This window comes from Hymenobacter crusticola (assembly GCF_002154225.1).
Lineage (GTDB): Bacteria > Bacteroidota > Bacteroidia > Cytophagales > Hymenobacteraceae > Hymenobacter > Hymenobacter crusticola.
This window is the reverse complement of record NZ_MTSE01000114.1, coordinates 1-941: the sequence shown is the minus strand read 5'-3', so window position 1 is coordinate 941 and position 941 is coordinate 1. Positions and strand designations below refer to the sequence as shown.

General features: G+C 55.4%; 1 protein-coding gene. It reads right to left on the bottom strand.

Annotated features, from left to right (window positions below; genetic code table 11):
• On the bottom strand, window positions 1-855 hold the full coding sequence (locus BXP70_RS29100; RefSeq protein WP_086597611.1) for a TrmB family transcriptional regulator: 855 nt from the start codon (window positions 853-855) through the stop codon (window positions 1-3).
• Window positions 856-941 lie beyond the last annotated feature (86 nt).

Here is a 941-nt window from a genome sequence, read left to right as displayed (position 1 = left end):
TCACTGCAACCCGTAGCGCGTAAGCATTTCACTCACTCCCGGAACGGCCCCGCTGCTCAAGATACTTTGCTGCTGCAGGATGGCTTGTACCTGCTGGGCATACTCCGCGCCGCCGGGCAGTTGCCGAAGGCGAGCCACCGTATAGTGATTGCTGAAGCCCATGTGCAGCATACTCGATAGATACAGGTTCTTGCTCCAACTCGCCTGGTAGACCTCCCCCAACCGATCACTCAGCAAGGCTAGCAGATGCTCCTTGCCGTCTACAATTAGGTTCAGCTGCTGACTGCGCCAGTAGCTGAGTACATTCACCTGCGGCTGCAAGTCAATCAATACCACCTCCGCGCCGGGCATCGTCAGCGGCTCATACACCTGTAAGTAGACCTGGATGCCCCGGGCAACCACCGCGGCTACTTCCGCGGTGAGCAAGGTCGCTACTTGGGGGAAAACGTCCAGCATCACAACCGCTTGGCAGCTAGCAAGCATCTGCCGGGCTTTCTCCAGCACCAGCTCCACCGAGTGCAGCTGGTAGCTCCGCTCGTCGTAAGTTGCGCTTTTTGGCTGCGTAAAGACGTGGCGGGCGGCCGCACTCTTGCGCCGAATGCTAGCCTCCACCAACGCGCAGAACTCGTCAATGGGGACTGCCTTACCCTGCCGGCTGGCTTGATCCTCCATGAGGATGGCACCCTTCTTAGCTAAGCTATCCAGGGCTTTGTACACGTTCGCCGTCGGCTTGCCCAGTTTCTTGCCGATTTTATATCCCGTCCAGGCTTCGGGGTGCTGCAACAGGAAGCCATATACCTCGGCTTCCAAATCATTCAGCCCTAATTCGATTAATAATTCCTTGTCCTTACGCATGGCCCTGCTATTGGGCAAAGAACGAAAATCCTGCGGCGAAGTATTTAGTAGTATATTTTGCTACTACTAAATATTTACTGTTACTT